This is a genomic window from Exiguobacterium sp. s11, assembly GCF_018619015.1.
Classification (GTDB): domain Bacteria; phylum Bacillota; class Bacilli; order Exiguobacteriales; family Exiguobacteriaceae; genus Exiguobacterium_A; species Exiguobacterium_A indicum.
This window is the reverse complement of record NZ_JACSNF010000001.1, coordinates 493,852-512,590: the sequence shown is the minus strand read 5'-3', so window position 1 is coordinate 512,590 and position 18,739 is coordinate 493,852. Positions and strand designations below refer to the sequence as shown.

Here is an 18,739-nt window from a genome sequence, read left to right as displayed (position 1 = left end):
CTGCTGTCACGGTGTGAAGCGATCAGACAGCACAATTGCGAGTGGATACACAACAACGCATGTCACTGTTGCTGAGTGACTTGGAACTACCGAACGGTATCATTGAAGAATACTTTAACGAAGCAGTTCTTGAGAAGCTTCGCGTCAATAAAGCAAAAGCAACCTGGACATTTGAAATCCGATTGCCACACGTTTTGCCCCAAAACGTCTATCAACTCTTTACGAGTCGTTTGATAAGTCGGTACCAGCAATTCGCCGAAGTCAAAGTCATCCTATATGCGGATGGTCGACCAGACGAACGCCTGTATCATGATTACTGGCCATATGTCGTGCAAGATCTCGCAGACGTCTCATCGGCGATGCGGACACAACTGGGACGTGTCTTACCGGAGTTCAAAGAACAGAAATTATTCATTCCGGTCCGGAGTGAACCGGAAGCAGGATTCTTAAAAAGTAGCTTATGTGGGGAATTGCAGTTACTCTACAGTGCTTACGGATTCCCGAAATTCAACTGTGAGCCGATTGTTCAAATCAACGAATCGAAACAAGAAGCGTTGCGCAATCAGGTGAAACAGGAAGACATGGAAGAAGCAAAGCGGATGCTCGAGTTGCAATTCAAACGGGAACAATCGCGGGATGACGATGAAGGACCAGTCGAGATCCGAATCGGGAAACCGATTCAAGATGAGATTGTCCCAATCAAGACGATCCAAGATGAGGAACGACGGATTGCGATCCGAGGTCTCGTCTTCTCAGCTGAAAGTCGTGAATTACGAAGCGGAAAGACAATCTTTACGTTCAAGATGACGGATTATACGGACTCCCTTGTCGTCAAGATGTTTGCGCGTGACGAAACAGACGTCAAGATTCTCTCTGCCATCAAAAAAGGGATGTGGATTCAAGCGGCAGGTCGCGTTGAGTTCGATACGTTCCTGCGCGATCTTTGTATGATGATTGCCCAACTGTCAGAAGTGAAGATGGAAGCACCGGCTGACCCTTGGGCAGGCGAGAAACGTGTTGAGCTACATGCGCACTCGCAAATGAGCCAGATGGACGCTGTCATGAACGTGACGAAATACGTTGAACGGGCGGCAAAATGGGGACATCCTGCTGTTGCGATCACGGATCACGCAGGTGCCCAAAGTTTCCCGGATGCCTACTATGCCGGAAAGAAAAACGATATAAAAGTACTCTACGGAATCGAAGCGAACGTCGTCGATGACGGGGTACAAGTCGCCTATCATCCGGTGGAGCGTAACTTAGATGACGCGACATTCGTTGTCTTTGACGTCGAGACGACTGGTTTATCCGCGATGTACAATAAAATCATCGAACTTGCAGCCGTCAAGATCCACGACGGTGATATCATCGATAAGTTCGAAGCATTCGCGGATCCGAAGCATCTGTTGTCGGCGACGACGATTGATTTGACAGGGATCACCGATGATATGGTCCGCGGAAAACCAGACCCGGAACAAGTCGTCAAGGAATTCATGGACTGGGTCGGCGACTCGATTCTCGTTGCCCATAATGCCTCATTCGATATCGGATTCTTGAATGCGACACTCCGTTCCGGTGGACACGATGAATCGGTCTTGCCGGTCATTGATACGCTTGAGCTAGCCCGTGTTTTGATGCCGACGCTAAAAAACCACCGATTGAACACACTCGCGAAACGATTTGACATCGAATTGACGCAGCATCACCGCGCCATCTATGACGCGGAAGCGACAGGCTACTTGATGGTCAAATTGCTGCAAATGGCGGATGAGATGTTCGACATGAAGACACACGCCTCGCTCAACCGGGAGATGGGGAAAGATATCTCGCGGGCACGACCATACCATGCGACGGTCTATGCGAAGAACCGGACGGGCCTGAAGAACCTATATCAATTGATTTCGATTGCTCATACGAAACACGTGCACCGTGTCGTCCGCACACCACGCTCGCAACTCGTCGCGCATCGGGATGGATTGATCATCGGATCAGCATGTGATAATGGCGAAGTGTTTGATGCTGCCTTGAACAAGTCGGACGAAGATTTAGCAAAAGTGATGCAGTTCTATGATTTCATCGAAATTCAGCCACCCGCGATGTATGGTCATTTGATCGAACGGGAAATCGTTCAGAATGAACTCGAACTGCGCGAACTGATTAAAAAGATCATCCGTGTCGCGGAAGAACATGATATCTTACCAGTCGCGACAGGGAATGTGCATTACCTCGATCAACATGACGCCACGTACCGAGAAATTTTGATTCGGACGCAAGGTGGAGCGAACATGCTGAACATGCGAAAGCAACTGCCACCGGCACACTTCCGGACGACGAAGGAAATGATGGACGACTTCAAGTTTCTCGGACCGGATGTGTCGGAACGTCTCGTCATCACGAACAGTCAAGCCGTCGCGGAACAATTCGAGAACATCGATATCATTCCAAAAGATCTCTATACACCGAAGATCGAAGGAGCGGATGAAGAAGTTCGGAACTTGTCGTACGATATGGCGCACCGGATTTATGGCGACACGTTACCGGAAATCGTCGAAGCCCGACTCGAAAAAGAGTTGAAGTCGATCATTGGTCACGGATTCGCCGTCATCTATCTGATTTCCCATAAACTCGTTAAAAAGTCGCTTGACGACGGCTATTTGGTCGGTTCACGAGGATCGGTCGGATCAAGTCTCGTTGCGACGATGACCGAAATCACGGAAGTCAATCCATTGCCACCGCATTACGTCTGTCCGAATTGTAAGGAATCGGAGTTCTTCGATGACGGGTCTGTCGGTTCGGGATTCGATTTACCGGATAAGTCTTGTTCGAAATGTGATGTCCCATTGTTTAAGGATGGTCATGATATTCCGTTCGAGACGTTCCTCGGATTTAAAGGGGATAAAGTACCGGATATCGATTTGAACTTCAGTGGAGAATACCAGCCACAAGCACACGCCTATACGAAAGTCCTGTTCGGTGACGATTACGTCTACCGTGCCGGAACGATTGGTACGATCGCTGAGAAGACAGCGTATGGCTACGTCAAAGGGTATCAGTCGGAGAATGAGTTGACGTATCGGAATGCGGAAGTCGATCGTCTCGTCAGTGGTGTCACCGGTGTCAAACGGACGACCGGACAACACCCGGGTGGGATCATCGTCGTACCGGACTATATGGATATTTACGATATTAGTCCGATTCAGTATCCGGCAGACGATATGGGTTCTGAATGGAAGACGACACACTTCGACTTCCACTCGATTCACGATAACTTACTCAAACTCGATATCCTCGGTCACGATGATCCGACGATGATCCGGATGCTACAGGATTTATCAGGACGAGATCCAAAGACGATTCCTGTCGATGACCCAGAAGTCATGAAAATCTTCAGTTCGACGGAATCGATCGGTGTGACGCCGGAACAGATTGATTCGAAAACAGGAACGCTCGGTATTCCGGAGTTTGGAACGAAGTTCGTCCGCCAAATGTTAGAAGAGACGAAACCGACGACGTTCTCGGAACTCGTCCAGATTTCAGGACTCTCGCACGGAACGGATGTCTGGCTCGGAAACGCCAGCGAATTGATTTACAACGGAACATGTGAACTAAAAGACGTCATCGGTTGTCGAGATGACATCATGGTCTACTTGATCTACGCCGGTCTTGAACCGTCGCTTGCCTTTAAAATCATGGAGTCGGTCCGAAAAGGGAAAGGACTCTCGATTGACATGGAAGAGGCGATGATCGAGAACGATGTACCGCTTTGGTATATCGATTCTTGTAAAAAAATCAAGTACATGTTCCCAAAAGCCCATGCTGCTGCCTACGTCTTGATGGCTGTTCGGATTGCCTATTATAAAGTCCATCATCCGATGTATTACTACGCTTCGTACTTTACGGTACGTGCGGGTGACTTTGATATCGGCGCGATGAATAAGGGATCTGCTGCCGTTCGGAAAGTCTTGCAAGACATCAAGGACAAAGGTTTCGAAGCGACAGCGAAGGATAAGGGATTGTACACGGTTCTTGAAATCGCGCTTGAGATGATCGAACGCGGCTTTACGTTCCAAAAAGTCGATCTCTATCGCTCAAGTGCAACGGAATTCCTCATTGATGGGGATACGTTGTTACCACCGTTTAATGCCGTGACAGGTCTCGGGACGAATGCTGCGAAGCAAATCGTCGAAGCACGTAAAGGCGGCGAATTCCTCTCGAAGGAAGACCTCCAAAAACGCGCCAAATTGTCGAAATCGATCATCGAGACGCTCGATAACCTAGGCTGTCTCGAAGGGTTACCAGACGAGAATCAGCTCTCCTTGTTCGACTTGTAAGCCCTTAGGAACACTTGCTTTGAGCGCTTTCCTATGCTATATTGAGTGAGGAAATGTTTTTTATACTACGACTTGGAAGGAGTAGGGGGACCTGCTCCTTTCTTGTTTGTTTTTTGAAGGAGGATGAAGATGACGAACGTAACGGAAAAGGTCGAAGCGCTCGCAAAACCAATCGTCGAACGAGAGGGGATGGAGCTAGTCGACGTTGAATTCGTCAAAGAAGGGGCGGATTGGTTCCTACGTGTCTCCATCGACAAAGAGGGTGGCGTGGATCTTGAAGACTGCGTCAAAATCAATGAACAGCTATCGGAAGCATTGAATGACAATGATCCGATTGACGAGCCGTATTACCTCGACGTCGCTAGTCCAGGAGCGGAACGTCCACTGAAGAAAGACGAGGATTTCGAAAAGGCGATTGGGAAACATGTGTACATTAAAACGCACGATCCAGTAAAGAATGCAGTTGAATTCGAAGGAACGTTGCTCGCGTACACACCTGAGATGCTTGAAATCGAAGTGCGTGTCAAAACAAGAAAATTGAAAATTGAGATACCGGTCGACAAGATTTCACTTGCGCGACTTGCGGTAATGTTCTGACGGAAAGGAAGAGAACGATGGGACCACAGTTACTCGAGGCGATCAATCAAATCGCGAAAGAGAAGGAAATTGACAAGAACATCATCATCGATGCGCTCGAACAGGCATTGATTTCAGCGTACCGACGCAACTTCGGAAAAGAATCGGAGGCTGTAAAAGTCGAATTCGACCAGCAGACAGGAGACATCCGTGTCTTCGCGCTTAAGGAAGTCGTCGAACGATTGACACAACCAGAAGAGCAACTTTCGCTTGAAGAAGCGCACGAGATCGATCCGACATATGAACTCGGCGATTTCCATAAAGTCGAAGTGACGCCAGGCGACTTCGGTCGTGTTGCAGCACAAACGGCGAAACAGATCGTCACACAAAAAATGCGTGAAGCAGAACGCGAACGCATCTACAATCACTTCGCGGATCGTGAAGACGAGATCATGACAGGTATCGTCGAGCGTCAAGATGCACGCAACTTGTACGTCAACCTAGAAGGGATCGAAGCTGTCTTGACGACACACGAACAAATGCCGAATGAGCGTTTCGGGATTCGTGATCGCATCAAGGTGTACGTCACGAAAGTTGATCCAATGGTCAAAGGATCAGGGGCGTCGATTCTCGTATCACGGACACATCCAGGTCTCTTAAAACGTCTCTTCGAAATCGAAGTACCAGAGATTTCAAGTGGCGAAGTCGAAGTCAAGTCTGTTGCGCGTGAAGCGGGCGACCGTTCAAAAATCGCAGTCGCGGCGGACGACATCGATCCAGTCGGTGCATGTGTCGGACAAAAAGGGGCGCGTGTTCAACGCATCGTCAATGATTTAAACGGGGAAAAAATCGATATCGTCCGTTACTCGGATGATCCGAAAGAATATGTCGCGAACGCACTCAGCCCAGCTCAAGTCGTTGCGGTCTATGTCAATGAACCAGCGAAAGCGACAATCGTCGTCGTTCCGGATTTCCAATTGTCGCTTGCCATCGGGAAACGTGGTCAAAACGCGCGTCTCGCAGCGAAACTGACAGGATGGAAAATCGACATCAAGAGCGAGTCTGAAGCGGAAGCGATGGATCTCGAAGATGTCTTCGCAACGGAAGAGCCGGCAGTAGAAGCGGTCCAAGTCGAAGGCGAGGAATAATTCGTGCAAAAAAAGGTACCATTACGTAAGTGTGTCATCACACAAGAAATGAAACCGAAAAAAGAATTAATTCGTGTCGTCCGGACACCTGAACAAGAGGTCGTCATCGATTTAAATGGTAAGATGAATGGGCGGGGTGCCTATTTATCAAAAGATGCGGCAGTCATTGCGACGGCGAAGAAAAAACGGACGCTTGATCATCATTTGAAGGTCAAGACGACAGATGCCTTATACGATGAATTGCTTGAAATCGCGGGAGGTACAAATGAGTAAATGGGAATCCCTTCTCGGTCTCGCGAATCGAGCTAGAAAAGTGACGACGGGAGAAGAACTCGTACTGAAAGAAGTACGAGGAGGACAAGCGAAGCTTGTTCTTTTAGCAGCAGATGCGGGGGCTGCCACGCGTAAGAAAGTCACAGATAAATGTACGAGTTATCAGGTTCCTTACCTAGAAGTCGCCGACCGGACGATTCTCGGTCAAGCATTAGGAAAGGATGCGCGTGTTGTCGTGTCAGTCAATGAAGCCGGATTTGCGAAAAAGCTAACTGAACTCCTCTCGAACGACTAATTGGAGGTGGATCCTTTGGGTAAACGTGTATACGAATTCGCCAAGGAACAAAACGTAACAAGTAAGCAGGTCATCACCCAGCTCGAAAAGCTGGAGAAACCAGTCAAGAATCATATGGCAGTATTAGATGAACAGACAGTACAGCAACTCGATCAAGTATTTAATCCCGAAAAATATCGGGCTCAAAAGACGGAGGCTCCAAAACAAGTGAAATCAGATAATAAACCGAACCGACCAGGAAGTACAAACAAACCAGCAGGTAACCAATCACGTAACAGCAAAGGCGGACGCCCAGAATTCGGCAACCGTAACAACCGTGGCGGCAAACGTCGTCCGAACCAAAAGAAAGCAGAACCGCGTAAACTCGAAGTAGCGGATCCGAACTCGAAGTCGAGTCAACGGAAAGCAGCTCGCCGGGCGCAAGAAGAGGCGATGGCAAACGTCGTTCAATACTCTGATAACTTGACAGTCGGTGAACTCGCTGAAAAAATGGCGAAAAAGCCGAATGAACTGATCATGAAATTGATGGGTCTCGGTGTCATGGCGACAATCAACCAAGATCTTGATGACGAGACAGTCGAACTGCTCGCGACAGAGTTTGGTTTTGAAGTCGAAAAGACAGTCCAAGTCGATGAGACGGACTTTGATCAATACGAATTGAACCTTGACCAGTACGAATTGTCTGAGCGTCCACCGGTCGTTACGATCATGGGACACGTCGACCACGGTAAAACGACATTGCTCGACTCGATCCGTAACACGAAGGTCACTGCAGGCGAAGCCGGCGGGATCACGCAGCACATCGGTGCTTACCAAGTTGAGATCGACGGCAAGAAGATCACGTTCCTCGATACACCAGGTCACGCGGCGTTCACGACGATGCGTGCACGTGGAGCAGATGTCACGGATATCGCGATCATCGTCGTTGCAGCCGATGACGGTGTCATGCCGCAGACGGAAGAAGCAATCAGCCACGCGAAAGCAGCTGGCGTCCCAATCATCGTCGCGGTCAACAAGATGGATAAAGAGGGCGCAAACCCTGACCGTGTCAAACAAGAATTGACAGAGTTCGAACTCGTTGCAGAGGACTGGGGCGGCGATACAATCTTCGTACCGGTTTCAGCTCTTAAAGGAGACGGCATCGACGAATTGCTCGAGATGATCCTTCTCGTCTCAGAAGTTCAAGAATACAAATCAACACCAGACATGAACGGTCGCGGAACAGTTATCGAGGCGAAACTCGATAAAGGACGCGGTCCCGTCGCTACACTTCTCGTTCAACACGGAACACTTCGCGTTGGTGACCCGATCGTCGTCGGTCACACGTTCGGTCGTATCCGGGCAATGGTCAACGATATCGGTCGTCGTGTCAAAGAAGTCGGACCATCGACGCCAATCGAAATCACAGGTTTAAACGATGTCCCGAAAGCGGGCGATCAATTCTTCGCATTCGAAGATGAGAAAAAAGCACGCCAAATCGGTGAAGCACGTTACCAACGTGAAATCGAAGCACAACGTCGCGATTCAGCGAAAGTTAGCTTAGAAGATCTCTTCGACCGCATCAAAGAAGGCGAAGTCAAGGACCTCAACATCATCATCAAAGGTGACGTTCAAGGTTCAGTTGAAGCCTTAGCCGGTTCATTGAAGAAAATTGATGTCGAAGGTGTTAAAATTAACATCGTACACTCAGGTGTTGGTGCGATCACAGAAGGTGACGTCATCCTCGCCTCGGCAGCAAATGCGATCATCATCGGATTCAACGTTCGTCCGGATGGTAACGCAAAATCAATGGCAGATCAGGAGAAAGTCGAAATTCGTCTTCACCGGATCATCTACAATGCGATTGAAGAAATCGAGCAAGCGATGAAAGGTCTCCTTGATCCTGAATTCGTCGAGAAAATCATCGGTCAAGCTGAAGTCCGCGATGTCATCAAAGTATCGAAAGTCGGTACGATCGCAGGTGGATATGTCACGGAAGGTAAGTTGACGCGTGATGCAGGTGTCCGTGTCGTTCGTGATAGCATCGTCATCTACGAAGGAAAACTCGATACACTTCGCCGCTTCAAAGATGACGTCAAAGAAGTCGCTGCTGGTTACGAGTGTGGTATTAAGATTGAAAAATATGATGACGTAAAAGTTGATGATGTCATCGAAGCGTTCATCATGGAAGAAGTCAAACGGAAGTAACAGAACGGAATCCATTCTTCCGAACTGGAGGGAACAAACATGAGTTTACGCTCGAATCGTGTCGCCGAACAGGTGCGTAAGGAAATTACGCAACTGCTCATCAAAGATGTCAAGGATCCACGCGTCAAGCCGATTACCGTCACAGGTGTCGAAGTGACAGGAGACTTGCAACAAGCGACGATCTTCTATTCGGTCCTCGGTGACGAAAAAGCACGTGAGGATGCGCGCATCGGTCTTGAAAAATCAAAAGGCTTCATGCGTAAGGAAATCGGATCGCGGATTCGTCTACGGAAAACACCGGAACTATTGTTCGAGGTCGATTCTTCTGTCGAATACGGATCACGCATTGATGAGTTGCTTCGGAATTTGAACAAAGATTAACACTTAAGGCAACCACGCGTGTGGTTGCCTTTTTTCAAGGAGGACATCACGTGGAACCCATTGGAGTATTACCACTAGATAAACCAGCCGGCATGACGAGTCATGATTGTGTCTTTCGTCTACGTCGTTTGTTTCAGACGAAAAAGGTCGGACATACAGGGACGCTTGACCCAGAAGTAACAGGTGTCTTACCGATCTGTCTCGGTCGAGCGACGAAGCTTGCTCGGTTCATCACGGATGAAGGAAAACGTTACGCGGCGGAGGTGACGATCGGCTTCGCGACGACGACGGAAGATGCACACGGAGAGACGGTTCGTGAAACGCCGGTCGAACCCGGAAGTATTACCGAAGCGGCAATCGCTGATATCCTGAGCGCCTTGACAGGAGAGATCGAGCAGACGCCACCCTACTACTCAGCAGTTAAAGTGAACGGGAAAAAATTATACGAATATGCACGAAAAGGGATTGAAGTCGAGCGACCGACACGGATCGTCCGTATCGATCGATTGGAACGGACATCGGAACTTGTGTTCGAAGATGGTCTTTGTCGCTTCCGCCTCGATATCGCATGTGGAAAAGGGACGTATATCCGGACACTAGCAGTCGAAATCGGAGAACGACTCGGCTATGCCGCACATATGAGCGACTTACGCCGGACAGGTTCTGGTGCGATTGCTGAGACGGACACCGTCACACTTGAGACACTCGAATCGTATGAGACGGTCGAAGAGCGAATGCAGCACGTCCTACCGATCGAACACGTCATTCAAAAATGGCCACGATTGACGGTTGATGCAGCAACAGCGCAGCGTGTCTTAAATGGAGCTAAGCTGACAAGCATTCCAGTCGAATTCGAGCTGTTTACTGTCTATAATGAAGAAGACGTACCTTTAGCACTATATCGACGTCTTCCAGAAGAACAGGTAGCACGCGTCGAGGTCATGCTACAAATCGATTAAGATCGGAGAGAGCATCATGGACATCATACATTTGACATATCCGGAACAGCCTCAAAAAGACCCTGCTGTCATCGCGCTCGGCTTTTTTGACGGTGTACATCTCGGACATCAGCAAGTCATCGCAGCAGCACGGAAAGAAGCGGAGGCTCGTCGCCTGCCTTTGGCTGTAATGACCTTTGATCCACATCCGAAACAAGTACTTGGTAAAGGGGATGAACCGGTCCGCTACATCACGCCGCTGGAACGCAAATTAGAGAAAATCGAACGCCTTGGTGTCGATCGTGTTTACGTCATTGAGTTCACGATTCCTTTTTCGGAATTGTCACCGCAAGCTTTCGTCGATGAATATCTGATTGCGTCTGGAGCAGAGCACGTCGTCGCTGGATTTGATTATTCCTACGGTCGCTTCGGAGCCGGAAAAATGACGACGCTTGATTTTCATAGTCGGAGCACGTTCACGCACACCGTTGTAGCAGAATTTCAGGAAGAAGCAGAAAAAATCAGCTCAACCCGGATTCGTCGTTTACTTGCTGCAGGAGAAGTCGAACCGGCTGCACGTTTGCTTGGAGAACCTTACCAAATCAAAGGCACGATCATTCACGGTGACGCACGCGGTCGACAAATTGGCTTCCCGACAGCTAACATGCGTCCAGAATTCGCTTACGTCATACCGAAACTTGGTGTGTATGCGACATTCGTTCGCTTAGCGGACGGTCGTCGATTCAAAGCGATGACGAACGTTGGAAGACGCCCGACGTTCTATGAGACGGGAGAGGTCAGTATCGAGACACATCTTCTTGACTTTGATGAAGATCTTTATGGTCAAGAATTGACGCTTGAATGGATCGCTTATCTACGCGATGAAAAAGCCTTCAACGGTATCGATCAATTGAAAGAACAATTGGCGCGTGACCGCGAAGAGGCAAATACACGATTAAGCGTTTGACAGTACGGACAGGGTTCGTTATGATAGGTCAGTACGATCACGTACAGCCGATTCACTTGGCATCTGGTCTCACCATCCGATGCTCGGGAATACGGTCATTCATAAGATGGAGGTGGAGTGACAATGGCACTCACAAAAGAACGTAAAAACGAAATCATCGAAGCATATGCTACGAAACAAGGCGATACTGGTTCGCCGGAAGTACAAGTTGCTGTTTTAACTGAACAGATCACAACTTTGAACGATCACTTACGTACACACAAAAAGGATCACCACTCACGTCGTGGTCTCTTGAAAATGGTCGGTCGTCGCCGTAACTTGCTCACATACCTTCGTAACAAGGATGTTGCACGTTACCGTTCGTTGATCGAGCGTCTTGGTCTCCGTCGCTAATCCCGACGAGAACGAGGTAGGGAAGCAGGAGCATCGTCTCCTGTTTCTTTTTTTTGCCGATTCATGGACTTTTTGCGCAAGAACCTACATAATTAGATTTGAATGAAAAAACGGATAGCAGTGAGAGGAGATTTGTGCATGTCACAAACAAAACAGACGTTTTCGACCGAACTCGGTGGACGTCCATTAACGATTGAAATCGGTCAATTAGCAAAACAAGCGAACGGAGCAGCATTGATTCGCTACGGCGATACAGCCGTTCTTGCTACGGTCGTTGCATCAAAACAACCGAAGGACTTAGATTTCTTCCCATTAACAGTGAACTATGAAGAAAAATTATATGCAGCAGGGAAAATCCCAGGTGGATTCCTCAAACGTGAAGGACGCCCTGGAGAGAGCGCGATCTTGACTTCGCGTCTGATCGACCGTCCGATCCGTCCATTATTCCCGGATGGTTTCCGTCACGACGTTCAAGTGGCGACGACGGTCCTTTCGTCAGATACTGACAATTCACCAGAAGTCGCTGCGATGATCGGGGCTTCGATTGCGCTTTCGATCTCGGATATTCCATTCGACGGTCCAATCGCAGGCGTGACGATCGGTCGCGTCGACGGAGAATTCGTCGTGAACCCGACTTCAGCGCAAATGGAAGTCAGCGACATCGACCTTCAAGTTGCCGGAACAAAACATGCCGTCAACATGGTTGAAGCAGGTGCGAAGGAAGTATCGGAACAAGCAATGCTTGAAGCGATCTTGCTTGGACACGATGTCATCAAGGAAATGATCGCGTTCCAAGAAGAAATCGTCGCACAAGTCGGTAAAGAGAAGTTCGAATATACGGTATCAAGCTTCGATGAGACAATCGTCAATCGCCTGAAAGCAGAAGCATTGGCAGAAGTCACACAAGCGGTTCAAGTCGAAGAAAAACAAGCGCGTGACGTTGCCATCAACGAAGTCATCGCAAAATACATCGAGTTGTATGCAGCTGACGAGTCAGTCACAGCAGAACAATTGGCAGAAGTATCAGGCGTTCTCAACAAGTTCGTCAAAGACGAAGTCCGTCGTCTCATCACGGAAGACAAAGTCCGTCCAGATGGTCGTGGCCTTGCTGAGATCCGTCCACTTGATTCAGAAGTCGGTCTCTTACCACGTGCACACGGTTCAGGTTTGTTCACTCGCGGTCAGACACAAGTCTTGTCTGTTGCGACACTCGGTGTTGCAGCTGACGCTCAAATCATCGATGGTCTTGGTCTGAAGGAAGAGAAACGTTTCATGCACCACTATAACTTCCCGCCATTCTCAGTCGGGGAAGCACGTCCGATGCGTGCACCAGGTCGTCGTGAAATCGGTCACGGGGCACTTGGAGAACGCGCACTCTTACCAGTTCTTCCGAATGAAGTCGATTTCCCGTACACGATTCGTCTCGTGTCGGAAGTCCTTGAATCGAACGGTTCTTCATCACAGGCTTCAATCTGTGGTTCGATCCTTGCCATGATGGATGCGGGTGTTCCACTCAAAGCACCTGTCGCTGGTATTGCGATGGGCTTGATCATGGAAGGCGACAATTACTCGATCTTGACAGATATCCAAGGGATGGAAGATCATCTCGGAGATATGGACTTCAAAGTCGCTGGAACTCACGAAGGTGTTACAGCTCTGCAAATGGATATGAAAATTGGCGGGATCACGCGTCAAATCCTCGAAGAAGCACTCGAACAAGCACGTCTTGGTCGTCTGCACATTCTTGAGCATATGCAAACGGTCATCGCTGAACCACGTGTCGAATTGTCACAATACGCACCAAAAATCGTCACACTCAAAATCAATCCAGATAAAATCCGTGATGTCATCGGACCTGGTGGTAAAGTCATCAACGGTATCATCGATGAGACAGGCGTCAAGATCGATATCGATCAAGACGGAACCGTCTTCATCGCATCGACGGATCAAGCTGGCATCGATCGTGCCCGTCAATTGGTCGAAGATATCGTCCGTGAAGTCGTCGTCGGGGAAGAGTTCGATGGAACAGTTCGTCGTGTTGAGAAATTCGGTGCATTCGTCGAATTGTTCAAAGGAAAAGACGCACTCGTCCACATTTCGGAACTCGCACTTAACCGTGTCGGTCAAACGGAAGATGTCGTCAAACTTGGAGATAAGCTAAAAGTCCGTGTCACGGAAATCGATGACAAGGGACGCGTCAACGCTTCACACAAAGTCCTGCTCGTCGAAGGCTTAAGTGAAGAAGATCGTGCTGCATACGAAGAAAAGAAAAAGACAGAGCGTGAGAACCGCCCGCCACGCCGGGATCAGGGTTCACGCCCACCACGTGACGGACAACGTCCACCACGTCGTAACTAATGAATCCAAGGTGGCTCGACGGTGCAGAGAATGCAACGAGAGCCACCTTGTTTCCTATATTTGGAGGAATTACTATGATCGAACGGATACAATTAGAAAACGGAGTTCGACTGATCGTTGAACGAATGCCAGAAGCACGCAGCGTCGCGACCGGAATCTTCATTCAAGCAGGAAGCCGGACGGAACAGATCGAGGAGCATGGGATCAGTCATCTCATCGAGCATATGATGTTTAAAGGAACAAAACGCCATACGGCAAAAGAGATTGCGGTTTACTTTGACCGACTTGGTGGAAATATTAATGCGTTCACGAGTAAGGATCAAACGTGTTATTACGTCAAGACACTAGATGAACATGCAGGCGAAGCCTTTCACGTATTGGCGGACATGTTCCTCGAATCGACGTTTGACGCGGATGAACTGGAAAAAGAGAAAAAAGTCGTCATTGAAGAGATTAAAATGTATGATGATACACCGGATGATCTCGTCCATGAGTTATTAGCTGTTGCGGCTTACGGAGAAGATGTCATGGCTCGACCGATTCTTGGAACGGAAGAGAGTGTGCTTCGGATTGATCGAACGATGATCGGGCGGTATCTCGAAGAAGCGTACGCTCCGGATCAAATCGTCATTTCCGTTGCCGGAAACGTCTCAGACGAGCTGATTGCGCAGATTCAAGAGCGGATGTCGATTCTCGAATCACGATCGAAGACACGCGAGACGACAGAGCCAAGGTTACAAAATGGTGTGATTCGTAAGGAAAAGGATACGGAGCAGGCTCATATTTGTTATAATTTCCGTGCGATTCCTTCTGCTGACCCACGTTTGCCTGCCCTCGCCTTACTCAATAATGCATTCGGTGCGACGATGTCGAGTCGCTTGTTCCAATCCATCCGAGAGGAACGCGGTCTTGCCTATTCAGTCTTTTCCTATTACACGACGTTTGACGATCATGGAACGTTCACGATCTATGTCGGCACGTCTCCGGAATCAGTCGAAGAGGTCGAACAGGTCCTCGCTGCTGAAATCAATCGCTTGAAGCGAGATGGATTATCGACGAAGGAACTCGAAGATGGGATTGAACAGCTGAAAGGTTCTCTAATTCTAGGGAACGAAGGCACATCGAGTCACATGAATCGAAACGCCCGAAATGAGTTGCATCTGCATCGTCACCCATCACTTGAAGAAGTGTTAGCGGATGTCGAACGGATTCGTCCATCGGATATCGAAGGACTGATTGAGCACATCTTTTCGGAGGAACCGGCAAAGGCCTATATTCTTCCGGCAGACGAAGAAGAGGAAGCATGATAGCAGAACGGAATAGATGAAACATATGAAATGACGATGTCGAGAAAGAAGGAATACCGTTGAATTTAGCTGAATTGATTCAAGTCATACAGACGCAAAAAATCGAACGAATGGTAGAGGTGGACGTTACGTCCATCACGACCGATTCACGGGATGTTAAACCGGGAACATTGTTCGTCGCCATCAAAGGATATACTGTTGATGGACACGACTATGCTAAACAGGCGGAAGCACAAGGAGCGGTCGCAATCGTCGCGGAACAACCGGTCGACGTGTCGATTCCTGTCATTCTTGTTCGTAGTACATCACGTGCCATTGCCGAGTTGGCTGGCAAATTCTATGATTATCCTTCTGAAAAGATGCGGATGATTGGTATTACGGGAACGAATGGGAAAACGACGACGACGACGATCGTTCGTGATATATTAGCGCACCTCGGTCGGAAGACGGGGATCATCGGTACGGTCGAAGTCAAGATTGGTGACCGCGTCGTGCCAAGTCGCAATACGACACCACAAAGCTCCGAGTTACAAGCCTTTCTGCATCAGATGCATGAAGAAGATGTCCAAGATGTCATCATGGAAGTCTCTTCACATGGATTAGAGCTTGGTCGGGTAACAGGTGTCGATTACGACGTTGCGGGATTTACGAATCTGACGCATGATCACCTTGATTTCCATAAAACATTTGAAAACTATGCGCGTGCCAAAGGATTGTTGTTCGCACAACTCGGTCAACGGCTGTCGACAGAGAAAGTCGCGGTCTTGAATGCAGATGATCCGACGAGTGAGCTGTATGAGATGATGACTGGTGCTCGTGTCATGACATACGGCATCGACAACGCAGCTGACCTCCGCGCAACAGCGATTGAACAGTCGCTTCAACAAACGACGTTCACGATGCTGTACAAGGAAGAACAAGTCGATGTCACGGCGAATTTCATCGGTCGCTTTAACGTCTACAATCTGTTGCTTGCAACAGGAATCCTTTTGTCTTGCGGATATGAGCTGGCGACGATCGCAGACGCGATTTCAGCAATCCGTCCGGCAAAAGGTCGGATGCAACGCTTGCCGATTGACGGATATAACGTGTATGTCGACTATGCGCATACGCCAGACGGTATCGAACAGTGTCTGAAAGCACTCGTTGACGTACCGAAGGAAAAGATCGTCTTCCTGATCGGGACAGGTGGAAATCGCGACGTGACGAAACGACCAAAAATGGGCGAACTCGCTTCGACCTACGCAGGAACCGTCGTCATCACAACGGATGATCCACGATATGAAGCTTATGAGTCGATTACATCCGGCATCGCCAAAGGGATGACCCACGATCAGTTCGTTGAAATCGGTGATCGAGAAGAGGCCGTGCGTTACGCAGCACGACTCGCACGACCAGATAATATCGTCATCTTAGCCGGTAAGGGTCATGAAAAATATCAAATCATTGGGGATGAGAAATTCCCGCTCGATGAGGAAATCATCGTCAAAGAGATGATACGGCAAATGGAGGAACAGAAGTGACTTATCAACCAATCGTTGTAACCATAGATCAATTTGAAACATTCGTAAAAACACATCCCAAAGGCGACTTACTCCAGCTTCCAGCATGGGGAGAAGTCAAAAGCGCGACAGGATGGACACATGAACGGATCGCGGTCGGAACGGCCTCCGGTGAGATTGCCGGAGTTGGTCTTCTTTTGTTCAAGAAAGTACCGAAGCTACCGTTCACGCTTTGTTATGCACCGCGCGGTTTCGTCGTCGATTATACGGATACGGACGCACTTCGCGCCCTTCGTGACGAAGCGATTCGTGTCGCAAAACAACAGAAGGCAATTGCGATTAAATTTGATCCAAACGTCGAGCGGGAAGAATATCCTGGTCTGTTGCAGGAGATGCAAGGACTTGGCTTTAAACATAATGGCTTCGGTGGCGGTTTTGACTACGCGCAGCCACGCTTTACGATGGAGACGAGTCTTGTAGGGACAGAAAAAGAGATCTTCGACGGTTTCCATTCGAAGTTCCGCTACAACGTCCGCCTTGCTGAACGCAAAGGTATCGTATGCGAACAAGCGGATCGTGAAGGGCTAAAGACATTTGCGAAACTGATGGTCGAGACGGGCGAACGGGATGGTTTCTCGATCCGCGGTCTGGATTATTTCGAGAATCTGTACGATCATCTCCATCCAAAAGGTGATGCGGTCTTGTTTTTGACGAAACTCGATGTCGTACGTGCGCTTGAGAATACAGAAGCCTTATTACTTCAAGCCGATAAGGAACTCTCGAAGATTCATCGTCAGCTTGAGAAAGAGACGGCTGAGAAAAAGTTAAAGAGCTTAAACAATCGCTTGGAGCAGACGACAGCACAAATCGAAAAAGCCGAGAAGTCGAAGACGGAACTGATGACGATTGCTGCCAAACATCCAAACGGTGTCATCCTGTCTGGTGGTCTTTTGACGCTTGCTGGTCGTCGCTCGTATTACTTATACGGCGCTTCATCGAACGAGTACCGGGAATTCATGCCGAACCACTTGATGCAGTGGACGATGATGCAATATGCGAAAGAACATGGTGCGCTCTCCTATGACTTCGGTGGAGTCAGTGGTTCGACAGACCCGGATGATCATTACGCGGGACTCTACGCCTTTAAATCTGGTTGGGGTAGCCGGATGATTGAAAAAATCGGTGAGTTCGATTATGTACTCAATCGTCCGCTCTATCTGTTGCTTGAGACTGGGTTACCGATTTTACAAAAACTTCGGAAGAAGCTTCGCCGCTGATGAAACGGGGAACAATCTTCGGTTGGATCGTATTTTTATTGACGATGTTTGCGATTGGATTGTTTCTTGCGGCATCCATGAATCGGATGCCGACGATTTTAATGGATCAACCGGAGCTCGGGATTGATAGTTGTCCACGAGATGTAGCGGGGGAAGATCGCTTAATTAATGCAAGCGAGACGAACCTGAAGCGTCTCCACCCAGCTGTCGAAGCAGGGGCAAAGGATCTGATCCGTGTTGCGCATTCGTGCTACAATATCGATATCAAGATTACGCAAGGATACCGCTCGATTCAGCAACAGAACGCGCTTTATGAACAAGGACGTTCTAAGGCAGGGGAAGTCGTCACGAATGCACGTGGTGGTGAATCGATGCACAATTATGGACTCGCTGTCGATTTCGTTCAGCTCGTGAATGGAGAGATTTCATATGATCTTGAGTATGATGGGAATCGATCAGGGAAAAGTGATTGGCGTGAAGTCGCGGATATCGGAAAAGCGCTCGGTTTTGAATGGGGAGGCGATTGGAAACGATTCGTCGACTATCCTCATTTTGAGATGACGTTCGGGTATTCGCTCGACGAACTGAAGGCTGGTGAACGTCCAAGCCGTTCGGAAAAAGCGAAACGAACGGAAGAAGTCGAAGATTTGTTGAATACGTGATCAACGTCATTCCTGGAGTAATGTGGCAGGAATGACGTTTTTTTTAGATTTCCTAGTCCGATTGTTGGCAGATTGTGAAAATTCGGCTAGAATAGTGATAGTGATAAGTGGACGGCTCACGAAAAGTGAATATGAATTATAGGA

15 protein-coding genes are annotated in these 18,739 nt (G+C 48.7%); all 15 read left to right on the top strand.

The window, feature by feature from the left end:
- Positions 1-41: 41 nt before the first annotated feature.
- The 15 genes from KNQ12_RS02960 (at position 42) to KNQ12_RS02890 (ending at position 18,595) form a co-directional block, all read left to right on the top strand.
- On the top strand, positions 42-4,331 hold the full coding sequence (locus KNQ12_RS02960) for a PolC-type DNA polymerase III (RefSeq protein WP_483297636.1): 4,290 nt from the start codon (positions 42-44) through the stop codon (positions 4,329-4,331).
- A 129-nt stretch (positions 4,332-4,460) separates the two neighbouring features.
- A complete protein-coding gene (gene rimP / locus KNQ12_RS02955) occupies positions 4,461-4,928 on the top strand; it encodes a ribosome maturation factor RimP (RefSeq protein WP_023468684.1) in 468 nt (155 codons plus the stop codon).
- A gap of 17 nt (positions 4,929-4,945) precedes the next feature.
- Positions 4,946-6,055 (top strand): transcription termination factor NusA, encoded by a 1,110-nt coding sequence (nusA, locus tag KNQ12_RS02950; RefSeq protein ID WP_023468683.1) that lies wholly within the window; start codon positions 4,946-4,948, stop codon positions 6,053-6,055.
- Positions 6,056-6,058: 3 nt separating this feature from the next.
- Positions 6,059-6,328 carry an RNase P modulator RnpM gene (gene rnpM / locus KNQ12_RS02945; protein ID WP_023468682.1) on the top strand — a complete coding sequence of 90 codons (270 nt, stop codon included), beginning with the start codon at positions 6,059-6,061 and terminating at the stop codon, positions 6,326-6,328.
- Positions 6,321-6,623 carry a YlxQ family RNA-binding protein gene (locus tag KNQ12_RS02940; protein ID WP_023468681.1) on the top strand — a complete coding sequence of 101 codons (303 nt, stop codon included), beginning with the start codon at positions 6,321-6,323 and terminating at the stop codon, positions 6,621-6,623. Before rnpM ends, KNQ12_RS02940 begins: the two co-directional genes overlap by 8 nt.
- A gap of 15 nt (positions 6,624-6,638) precedes the next feature.
- Positions 6,639-8,810 carry a translation initiation factor IF-2 gene (infB, locus tag KNQ12_RS02935; protein WP_214746286.1) on the top strand — a complete coding sequence of 724 codons (2,172 nt, stop codon included), beginning with the start codon at positions 6,639-6,641 and terminating at the stop codon, positions 8,808-8,810.
- Between the two features lie 39 nt (positions 8,811-8,849).
- A complete protein-coding gene (gene rbfA / locus KNQ12_RS02930; protein WP_023468679.1) occupies positions 8,850-9,191 on the top strand; it encodes a 30S ribosome-binding factor RbfA in 342 nt (113 codons plus the stop codon).
- 50 nt (positions 9,192-9,241) lie between these two features.
- Positions 9,242-10,150, top strand: coding sequence for a tRNA pseudouridine(55) synthase TruB (gene truB / locus KNQ12_RS02925; protein WP_214746283.1), 909 nt, complete (start codon positions 9,242-9,244; stop codon positions 10,148-10,150).
- A 16-nt stretch (positions 10,151-10,166) separates the two neighbouring features.
- Complete coding sequence (locus tag KNQ12_RS02920; RefSeq protein ID WP_214746280.1) at positions 10,167-11,096, top strand: bifunctional riboflavin kinase/FAD synthetase; 930 nt, start codon at positions 10,167-10,169, stop codon at positions 11,094-11,096.
- 123 nt (positions 11,097-11,219) lie between these two features.
- Complete coding sequence (rpsO, locus tag KNQ12_RS02915) at positions 11,220-11,489, top strand: 30S ribosomal protein S15 (RefSeq protein WP_023468676.1); 270 nt, start codon at positions 11,220-11,222, stop codon at positions 11,487-11,489.
- A gap of 138 nt (positions 11,490-11,627) precedes the next feature.
- Entirely contained in the window at positions 11,628-13,847 is a 2,220-nt protein-coding gene (gene pnp / locus KNQ12_RS02910; RefSeq protein WP_214746277.1) for a polyribonucleotide nucleotidyltransferase, read from the top strand.
- Between the two features lie 74 nt (positions 13,848-13,921).
- A complete protein-coding gene (locus tag KNQ12_RS02905) occupies positions 13,922-15,154 on the top strand; it encodes a M16 family metallopeptidase (protein WP_214746274.1) in 1,233 nt (410 codons plus the stop codon).
- A 59-nt stretch (positions 15,155-15,213) separates the two neighbouring features.
- Complete coding sequence (locus KNQ12_RS02900) at positions 15,214-16,677, top strand: UDP-N-acetylmuramoyl-L-alanyl-D-glutamate--2,6-diaminopimelate ligase (RefSeq protein WP_214746272.1); 1,464 nt, start codon at positions 15,214-15,216, stop codon at positions 16,675-16,677.
- Positions 16,674-17,933 (top strand): lipid II:glycine glycyltransferase FemX, encoded by a 1,260-nt coding sequence (locus KNQ12_RS02895; protein ID WP_029342035.1) that lies wholly within the window; start codon positions 16,674-16,676, stop codon positions 17,931-17,933. Before KNQ12_RS02900 ends, KNQ12_RS02895 begins: the two co-directional genes overlap by 4 nt.
- Positions 17,933-18,595: a M15 family metallopeptidase gene (locus tag KNQ12_RS02890; protein WP_023468671.1), complete on the top strand. Its 663-nt coding sequence runs from the start codon at positions 17,933-17,935 to the stop codon at positions 18,593-18,595. Before KNQ12_RS02895 ends, KNQ12_RS02890 begins: the two co-directional genes overlap by 1 nt.
- Positions 18,596-18,739 lie beyond the last annotated feature (144 nt).